At 60.8% G+C, this 9,818-nt stretch carries 7 protein-coding genes; all 7 read left to right on the plus strand.

Going from position 1 to position 9,818, the window contains the following annotated elements; all coding sequences use genetic code 11:
- A partial coding sequence (locus JNL55_RS21380; RefSeq protein WP_293858585.1) for a TonB-dependent receptor occupies window positions 1-2,202 on the plus strand: 2,202 nt, incomplete at its 5' end.
- A gap of 61 nt (window positions 2,203-2,263) precedes the next feature.
- Window positions 2,264-3,433, plus strand: a complete 1,170-nt coding sequence (locus JNL55_RS21385) for an erythromycin esterase family protein (protein ID WP_293858588.1) — start codon at window positions 2,264-2,266, stop codon at window positions 3,431-3,433.
- Between the two features lie 10 nt (window positions 3,434-3,443).
- Window positions 3,444-4,934 (plus strand): serine hydrolase domain-containing protein, encoded by a 1,491-nt coding sequence (locus tag JNL55_RS21390; protein WP_293858591.1) that lies wholly within the window; start codon window positions 3,444-3,446, stop codon window positions 4,932-4,934.
- Window positions 4,935-5,060: 126 nt separating this feature from the next.
- Window positions 5,061-6,014: an extracellular solute-binding protein gene (locus JNL55_RS21395; protein WP_293858594.1), complete on the plus strand. Its 954-nt coding sequence runs from the start codon at window positions 5,061-5,063 to the stop codon at window positions 6,012-6,014.
- Between the two features lie 2 nt (window positions 6,015-6,016).
- The gene (locus tag JNL55_RS21400) at window positions 6,017-7,429 is read left to right on the plus strand and encodes a peptide MFS transporter (RefSeq protein ID WP_293858597.1); all 1,413 of its coding nucleotides are present in this window, start codon (window positions 6,017-6,019) and stop codon (window positions 7,427-7,429) included.
- Complete coding sequence (locus JNL55_RS21405; RefSeq protein WP_293858600.1) at window positions 7,422-8,618, plus strand: M24 family metallopeptidase; 1,197 nt, start codon at window positions 7,422-7,424, stop codon at window positions 8,616-8,618. Before JNL55_RS21400 ends, JNL55_RS21405 begins: the two co-directional genes overlap by 8 nt.
- 99 nt (window positions 8,619-8,717) lie before the next feature.
- The coding region (locus tag JNL55_RS21410; RefSeq protein WP_293858603.1) for an N-acyl-D-amino-acid deacylase family protein at window positions 8,718-9,818 on the plus strand (1,101 nt) is incomplete at its 3' end.

Below are 9,818 nucleotides of genomic sequence, written 5' to 3' on the forward strand. Positions count from 1 at the left end.
GCGCCACCGTCCAGCGACAACGCAGCGGATCCTACGCAGCCGCATTTCGGCACCCATGGCTCGCAGAAGTTCAGGTTGGCGCAGACGCAGTCGGTGTCGTCGGCCACCACCGGCGGCGAACTTGCAAACGAACAGAGCGAAGCGCAGCGGGATCAGGACGCCGACCCTGTTCGCCTCGAACAAGTCACGGTCACCGCCAGCCGGCCGCAGCTGTATTCATCGCGCGTCGTCACTTCCGGCGTGCTGGGAGACAAAGATCCCATCGATATTCCGTTCTCGATCGCTTCGTATAGCAGCGATCTGGCGAAGCTGCAGGTGGCGACCACGCCCGCTGAAATTCTGAAGAACGATCCATCGGCACAGAATCAGGGCAATTACATCGGCTACCAGAACAATGTCGTGCTGCGCGGCTTTCCGGCCTCACTGGGCGCGGTTCGTCGCGATGGCCTGATCGCCGAGCGGGAAGGCGACTTCCCCATCGAAGTGTATGACCGCATGGAGCTGATCAAGGGCGTGGCCGGCTTTCTGTACGGCTTTGCCGAGCCTGGTGGCGTCATGAACTATGTGACCAAGCGCCCGACGCGTGATGCTTTCGCGACGCTCGACGTGCGTTATCTCGATGGCGCTGGACTGTATTCCCATATCGATACCGGTGGGCCGATCGGCGACGGTCAGTTCGGCTACCGCGCCAACGTGGTCTACCAGGATCGCGAGGACTACACCGATCCCAACGACCTGCGACGCTTCGTGGCTTCGCTGGCGTTCGATGCCAAGGTGAGCGATGCGCTGCTGCTGCGTCTGGACAGCAGCTACTCCACACGCGAGCAGCCCGGCTATCTGGGGCTGCCGCTGACCACGGCAGGCACCGAGCCGCCGCGGTTCGATCAGGACGAATTGCCGGTGCCGCCGTGGGCGCGCTCGCGTTGGACCTCGTCGCACGTCGGCCTGCGAGCCGACTATGAGGTATCCGACAATTGGCAAGTTCAGGCGCAGATCGGTTACGAGAAGCTGGTGACGCATCTGAACTTCGGCTTCATCACCTCACTGCAGCCCAACGGCGATTTCGAGGAACTGATTTTCAACGTCAATCCGCGCAGCTCGGCCCGCTACGATGAGCGGACTGCGCAGTTGCTCGCGCTCGGCAAAGTAAGCACGGGACCGGTCGCTCACGAGCTGGCGTTCGGTGTGTTTCGTCGCGAAGAGAAGTACGAATTTCTGGACTGGGGCGGTGACTTCAGCGACGGCGTCGCAACGGTGACCGGCAACCTGCACAACATTGCGTTCGGGCCGAGACCGAATATGTATGGCGGCCCGCTGTCGGTGGTCGATTCGCTGAACACCACGGAGACGCATTTCTTCATCGGCGACACACTACATTTCGGCGATCACTGGCAAGCCATGCTCGGTGCGCGGATGGTCGATTCCGATGCCAGAGTGGAAGAACTCAACGTGCGTAAAACATCACCCTCGGCGGCCGTGCTCTACAAGCCGGGTGAGTCCGTGACTATGTATGGCAGTTACGCGCGCAGTCTGCAGTACGGCTCTAAATCCCCGTCGCTCGATGGCTCGGGCTTGGAAATCGTGAATCCCAACGAGCTGCAACCGCCGGTCGAAGCGAAACAATACGAGGTGGGAGCAAAGGCGCGCCTGACGCGTGGACTGGAGATGGCAGTGGCGCTCTACCGCATCGAGTTGCCTATCGATTATCTCGACGACACGACGCATGTCTATGGCCGCTTCGGTGAACAGGTCAACCAAGGTGCAGAGTTCACGGTGACCGGCAATATCCTGTCCAATCTCGCCGTGGTGGCCGGCCTCGGCTATATCGATGCCGAACTGGTACGCAACGTCGATCCGACGCTCGATGGCAACAAGGCGGCCGCCATCGCAAAAACCACCGCCAACTTGTTCGTGAACTATGGCGTATCTCAGGTCCCTGGGCTCAGCTTGAATGCCGGCGTGTATCGTGTGGGTTCGCGCTACCTCGATCTGCAAAACCAAGTGCCGGTGGATGGCTATGTTCGCACCGACCTCGGCATCCAATATCGTCTCAGTGCCTTCGCACCCGAGCTGACTCTGCGACTGAATGTGACCAACTTGTTCGACGACTTCTACTGGGAAGGTCTCGGTCCGTTCTCGCATCAGTACACCCCAGGGCAGGGGCGTACCTTCATCCTGTCCGCTCAAATGCAGCTGTTCTGAGGCGGCGCTCGTGCTGTTCTCAGTCGCGTTGGCCTCAGCGATGGCGCTGGGGGAGAGCCCCGTGCGCCCTGTGGAATCGCCGGTCGGCACAACAGTGTCATGGGCGGCGGGCCGAGTAGCGCCGCTCGATGATTGGCGGGCACTGGAGCAAATCATTGCCGGTGCGCGCGTCATAGGTCTCGCCGAGTTCGCTCATGTGCAACCGGAATGCCTGGCGCTGCGCAACCGAATGCTGGAGTACCTGGTGACTCAGCAGGGACTCACAGCCCTGGCCGCTGAGACAGGGTTCACGTACTCGGTTGCTGTGGATGAGTACGTGCTGGGGCGTGGCTCTGCGGAGCCGTTACCCGAAGTGGTCCATGGTGTGTTCGCGTGGAACCCAAATCAGGTTGCCGAGAATCGCGAACTGATCCGCTGGATGCGCGAGTACAACGGGTTGTCGAGCACGCGCCGGAAAGTTCGATTCCATGGCATCGATCTGAATGGCTTCCGGCCGGGCACTGAGATCTTTGCACGTGCCCGCCAGGCGGCGGATGACGCGCTTTCGTACATCGGCGCGCGCGATGCACGACTGGCCGAGAGTTTCGCCGAACGTCTGCGGTCCGGTCTGTCGCATTTCGATGGATCGAAGCATGCGTCGCTGTCAGCGAGTCAGTGGCGGGATTTCTCCGCGTCGCTCGTGGAGCTGGCTGCAGCTTTCGAGCAGCAGCGTGCCGCCTGGCTGAAGCAGGGCACTGCACTGGACTACGAGCGTGCACGGCGCAATGTGAGACTCGTGCAACAGCACGACGCCGACTTTCACGCAGCCCCCGCCGCCGGAAGTCATGCTGACACTCGTGATGCGGCGATGGCTGAGAACCTCGAATGGGTGCTCGAACAAGAAGGCCCGCAGGGCCGGGTCATGTTGTTTGCTTCCTTCAATCATCTGACCAAGGGACCCAATCCCTACTACGAAGAGCGGCAGCTCGGGCGTCTGCTCGAACAACGGCTGGGTCGCCAGTATGTGGCGATCGGCACTTACTGGCCGAGTGAGTCGAGCGCGGGCCGGCGCAACGATGCGAACGGCCTGGCCGATCCGCTGCTGCGGCCTCTCGCCGCGCTATCGCCCGAGCAAAGCTTCTTGTTGGCAATGAACGAGCGTCCATTCGACGCACGTTGGATGAGCGCGCGTGGCTCGTTCTTCGACGCAATCATTTTTATGAAGGTCCGTGAGCAGCCGTATGAATGGTAGAGGTTGGCCTGTGAATACTGTGAGTCGAGTGAATCGCCGATTGCTCGCAAAAGCGACGATGTTGGGAGCGATGCTCCTGTGTCGCAGCGTCGATGCGATATCCGCCGACCGCTTCGATGATATCCGGAACTACATTCGCGCAGAGCTCGTCGAGCAGTCCGTACCGTCGCTTGCCGTGGCCGTGGCGGAGAATGGCAAAGTGGTGTGGGAGCAGGGTTTCGGCTGGGCGGATCGCGAGAAGCGAATCGCCGCGGACGAGCACACCCTGTACTCGCTGGCGTCGATCTCCAAACCGCTCACAGCCACGGGCCTCATGACGCTGGTACAGGCGGGGCAAGTCGATCTGGATGCTCCTGCAAATCGGTACCTCGGCAACGCAAAGCTGCGCGCACGCGTCGGTAACGCGGATGGCGCCACGATTCGGCGTGTGGCCAATCACACGTCCGGTTTGCCGGAGCACTACCAGTTCTTCTATTCCGATGAGCCCTACACACGGCCTTCGATGGACGAAACCATCCTGCGCTATGGAAACCTCGTCACCGCGCCCGGTGAGCACTACGAGTACTCCAATCTCGGCTACGGCGTGCTCGACTACGTCATGGAGCGAGCGTCGGGCATGAGCTATGCGCAGTTCATGCGGCTGAATGTGTTCTTGCCGTTGGGTATGACGCACACCTCGGTCGACATCGGCCCGGGCTTGGAGGCGTTCGCGGCCACGCGCTATGGCCCGGACGGATTACCCATTCCGTTTTATGGATTCGATCATCCCGGCGCCTCCGCGGTGTACTCGAGCGCGCATGATCTGATTCGCTTCGCGCTGTTTCATCTGAAAGCGCATCTGCCCGAGCAGCGGGCGATCCTGAGCGATGCCTCCATCGAACAGATGCATCAGCTCACCGCTGGCGATCTGAACGACGGTTATGGCGTCGGCTTCGCGATCCGCGAACGCAACGGTTATCGGATCGTGTCTCACTCCGGCAGCATGGGCGGCGTGAAAACCAAGATGCAGCTGTTCCCGCAGGCAAAGCTGGCTCTGGTGGTGTTGAGCAACTCGGATAACGCGCTCACCGACGACGTCGCCGAGCGCCTCGCAGCGAAGTTACTGCGTGGTTGGAAACCCCGTCAGCAGGGGCAGTCCGCCGATGCGGCGCCATTTGCGCCGGACGCGGCATTGCTCGGTGTGTGGAAGGGCACGCTCGAGACGTATGTGAAGGACGTTCCGGTCGAGTTGCGCTTTCTTGCGGGTGGCAACGTCGTGGCCCAAGTGGGCGATCAATTGCCGGCGTTAGTCGACGCGCCGCACTTCTCGGGAGGGATGTTCACCGGAGCGCTGAATGTGCGCATCGGCACTCCCGATACCGAACGCTATCCCTACATCGTGCGGCTGTCATTGAAGTTACGAGATGAGGTGCTGAACGGCGCGGTCATTGCCGGCGACGTAGAGGGGCCGCGGGTACGTAACGCGCTGGCGCAGTGGCTAGAGCTGAAGAAGCAGCGTTGATTACAGGCGCGCGATGGCGCGCGACGATGAGAATTCACTGTTTCATTGCTTGGAGATTGCTCAAAGATGTCGATGCGATGGGTTTCGATCGCGGCAGCACTGCTGTCTATGCTTGCTATGCCGGTCATGGCAGCGTCCACGCAGGCGCCGTTGACTGTAAATTGGTATCACAAAGCGGAGTACCTGCAGCCTGTCATCACGGCCTTCACCAAACAAACCGGCATACCGGTCAAGGTAACGGATGCCTACGACACGTTCGATACCGACGTGATCCTGGTATCCGACTACAAAGGCCTGACCGAGGCCAAGAAGTTCAACAAGTTTCAGCGCATCCAGTCGCCTGAGTTCGACGCCATCGTGCCGCCGCGCTGGCGCGATCGGGACGGCCAGTGGTATGGCGTCGTACTACGTACCCGTGCGGTCATCTATAACAAAGCGCAAGTGAAGCCGGGTGAGATCAAGACGCTGCAGGACCTGGCCAATCCGAAGTGGCGCGGACGAGTCGCTTTGCGTTCGGCCGCCAATGTTTACAACCGCTCGCTGCTCGCGTCGATGATCGTTCATCAAGGCCATGACTCGGCGTTGGAGTGGGCTCGTTCGGTCAAGGCGAATGCTGGCGATCCGACGGAGTACTCGGGCGACACAGGGAACATTTGGCGAGTCGCCAAGGGCGAGGCTGCGCTGAGTTTCGTGAATACCTACTATCTTGGGTATGTCATCGCGCGCGGCGAGGAGGCTAAGCAAGGGATCAAACTGGCAGATACGGTAGGCATCGCGTGGTTGGATCAGGAAGGCGCGGGGCAGCCGGTGAACGTCACTGGCGTTGGGTTGGCCGCTGGCACGGAGCGCAAGGAAGAGGGGCTGAAGCTGGTGAGATTTCTATTGAGCCGCCAAGGCCAGGCGCTGCTGTCGGAGAATGTCTTCAAGTATCCAGTTCGCGGCGATGTCGAGCCGAGTGCGTTCCTGAAGGGCCACGGCAGCTTCGTCAAAGACGAGATGAATCTGAACGACCTCGAACTGCACTACGACGAGGCCGATGCTATTTATCGCGCCGTGGGTTGGCAGGCATGGTCTGAGTGAGCGTGTCGCACTCATCTGCTGTGACTGTGGAGACGCCGGTGGATGCGCCACCGGTTCGTCCTCAAAGTGCAACTTGGCTCGGCCATCCGCGAGGGATGTATCTCGTTGCATTCGCCGAGCTGTGGGAGCGTTTTAGTTACTGGGGGCTGGTGGGCCTATTGGTGATCTTTCTAACCGCGTCGCCGAGCAACGGTGGCTGGGGTTGGGACAACGCTCGCGCGTTGCAGCTCTATGGTTGGTATGCGGGATTGGCCTTCGCACTGCCGGCCTTGGGTGCTTGGGTAGCCAACAGCGTCATCAGTGAGCGTCGTTGTATTGCCATCGGCGGCATCGTCATCTTGTGTGGCCACGTGTTGTTGGCCATGTCGCCCTCGATGGCGCATTGGTACTCGGGAGGCGAGGGGCCCAACGCCGCGGGCACAGCTATTTTCCTGGTCGGATTGGCGTTAGTGCTGCTGGGAACCGGACTGCTGAAGCCCGCCATCTCCTCGATCGTCGCCGGACTCTATCCAGAAAGCGGCGCACGTCGTGATGAAGGCTTCACTTGGTTCTTCACGGCGATTTACATTGGTGCGGCCTTCGGTGCCATCGTCGTCGGCTATCTCGGCGAGCGCATCGGCTGGCATTACGGTTTCGGCGCTGCTGCGATCGGCATGGCGCTGGGCATGCTCGCGTACCTCACCAAACAAAATGCGTGGCTCGGCGATATCGGTGCCGCTGCTCCCATCAAGCGGCAACATAGTGCTCGGCCGCTGACGCGAGTGGATTGGGAGCGCATCGGCGTCATCGGTGTGCAGGGCCTGTTCACGATCATCTATGCCGCAGCGTTCTATCAGATGTTCGGCATGCTGGCGCTGTACTCGAGAGATCGGCTCGACCGCTTCATCGGTGGCTTCGAGGTGCCGGTGACCTGGCTGCAGACGGTCAATCTATGGAGCTTCTTCTTGTGCGTGCCTCTGCTGAGCGCAGCCTGGCGAAAGCTCTCCCGCCAGCATCGCAATCCCAGTGCGTCTTACAAGCTCTCGTTCGGCATTGGCTCGCTGGCCATCGGATATCTGGTGCTGGTGGCTGCGGAAAGCGGCAGCGGGCCTGACTTGCCCAGCGTGCTCTGGCTCATCGGCGCGTATGTGTTGTTCGGGCTCGGTGATTCACTGGTGTGGGCCAATCAAATCTCGCTCACGAGCAAGCTTGCGCCACTGCGTTATCGGCCACTGCTGGTGGGCGGTTGGTACATCTGTATCGGCATCGGCACTTGGTTGACGTCGTACATCGGGATGCTAGCCGAGCACTATTCGTTCCGGACGGTATTTATTCAGCTGGCCTGCGGCTGCGCCATCGCCGCGCTGCTGCTGGCATTGCTCACACCGCTGCAACAGCGGTTCATGCATGGGGCAGAGGACACAGGTCATGAGTGATTCCCAAACGGCACTGGCCTTCGACACACCAGAGTTCCTCCGACGAATTGCGCTCGTGAAGCAGCGGATGGCGGGGGCGGGCATCGACGTGCTGCTCGTGTCCGATCCCGCCAACATGAACTACCTGACCGGGTACAACGCGTTCTCTTACTACACTCATCAGATGGTGGTGGTCGCCCTCGATGCTGAAGAGCCGTTGTGGGTGGGGCGGAAGATGGACGTGGCCTGCGCGCGCCATACCGCATTCATGCGCGAAGCAAATCTGATCGGCTACCCGGAACGCTACATCGGCGTGTCGGGCCGGCATCCGATGGAGTTCATCGGTCAGGTTTTGCGAGATAAGCAGTGGGGCACTCGCGTCTTTGGTTTGGAACTGGATAGCGCGCCGTTGACACCGAAGTGTGTCGAGCAGTTGCGGAGTGAGTTGCCTGACGCAAAGTGGGTCGATGCCGATCTGCTAGTCAACCATGCGAGGCTGGTGAAGTCGCAAGCCGAGATCAGCTACATCCGGCAGGCTGCGCAAATCGCTCAGCGTGCCATGCAGGCAGGCTTCGATGCGATCGAGCCTGGAGTGCGCGAGTGCGACGCTGCTGCCAAAGTGTTCGCAGCGCTGGTGTCGGGCACGGATCAACACCCGGGCCATCTCACGATGCAGGGCGGTTTGGCCATGCCGAGCGGGGAACGAACCTCCGCACCTCACTTGGGTTGGTCTGACGGGCGCTATGAACGCCAACAGGTCGTCAGCATCGAACTCGGTGGCTGCCGCCATGGTTATCACGCGGGCTTGTCTCGTAGCTTCTTTCTGGGCAAGCCTCCAGCCGAGTTGCAGCACTGTGCGCAAGTGACTGTCGATGGCATGGCCGCTGTGTTGGAGCGCATGCGCGCCGGGACCACTTGCGGTGAAGTGGCGGATCACTGGAACGGCATTCTGAGGCAGGCGGGATTGCAGAAGGAGTCGCGCATCGGCTACTCCATCGGCATCGGCTATCCACTCACGTCATGGATCGACAAGAGCGCCAGCTTGCAGTCCGGCGATGCGACCGTGCTGGCGCCGGACATGACGTTCCATGTGATTCTCGGCATGTGGATGGACCGTTGGGGCTTCGAACTGAGTGAAACCGTGCGAGTGACGCCGGGCGCGGTCGAGGTGTTCTCTACCTTCCCGCGCGGCCTGCTGGTCAAGGACTAGGTCGAGATCGAAATCGATCGCGGCGCCTGGCAAAAAGCAAACATTCATCTGCCGGGGTGAGGCTAGCCTCGGCGCTTCCAGACTGCTCGAGGGGTGAGTGTGCGCATTCTGTATCCGGTTGTGTTGTTGCTGGTGTGCGTGCTGGCGGGCTGCGGGAAGCGCGCCGAGTACGACATCGTGATCCGGAATGGTTTGATCTACGACGGCTCGGGCCAGGAACCGTTCGTCGCCGATCTGGGCATCAAGGGCGATCGGATCGCTGCGATTGGCAAAGCCCTCGGCCCTGGAACGCTGACCGTGGACGCGAAGGGTCTGTATGTCGCCCCAGGGTTCATCGATCTGCACAATCACGCAGAGTTTCCCGTCGATGCGCCTGAACGCTACTCGGTGCTGAATTATCTGCGGCAAGGCGTGTCGACCGTCGTCACCGGGCCGGACGGCGCGGGTGAGTATCAAGTCGCAGATTACTTCGCACGCCTGCAGCGGCACGGTATCGGTCCAAACGTAATGCACACTGTTGGGCACAACTTCATCCGTGAAGATGCCATGGGCGGCTCGTTCGACCGGGCACCTACAGCACAGGAAATGCAGCGGATGCAGGCGATGGTGCGACAGGCAATGCAAGAAGGCGCGGTGGGATTGTCGTCGGGGCTGTACTACACGCCCGGCACTTATGCGACGACGGAAGAGGTGATCGAACTGGCCCGCGTGGCTGGCGAGTCTGGTGGCATCTATACCTCACACATTCGTGACGAAGGCGATTTTCTCTACGACGATCCCAACAAGGACGGGTTGCTAGACGCGGTTCGCGAGGCGATCCGCATCGGCAAAGAAGCCGGCGTCGTCGCCAACATCACGCACATCAAGGCGGAAGGCATTCTCGGGGCCAGTCACTGGGGAAAATCGCTGCCGGTGACTCAGTTGATCGAGCAGGCTCGCGTCCAAGGACAAAGAGTCTATGCCGACCAATATCCCTATACAGCTTCCAGCACCAGCCTCTCGGCGGTGACGGTGCCACGCTGGGTTCAGGCCGACGAGCTGATGTCGCAGCGGCTGCGTGATCCGTCACTGCGTGCTCGTATCGTGAACGAGATGCGCCTCACTGTCGAAGGCGGCTTGGGGCCGCAAGTCATGGTGATTTCGCGTTTCGAACAGCGGCCTGACTGGGAAGGCAAGAATCTAGCGGAGGTTGCCGGCGTG

This window comes from Steroidobacter sp. (assembly GCF_016790065.1).
Lineage (GTDB): Bacteria > Pseudomonadota > Gammaproteobacteria > Steroidobacterales > Steroidobacteraceae > Steroidobacter.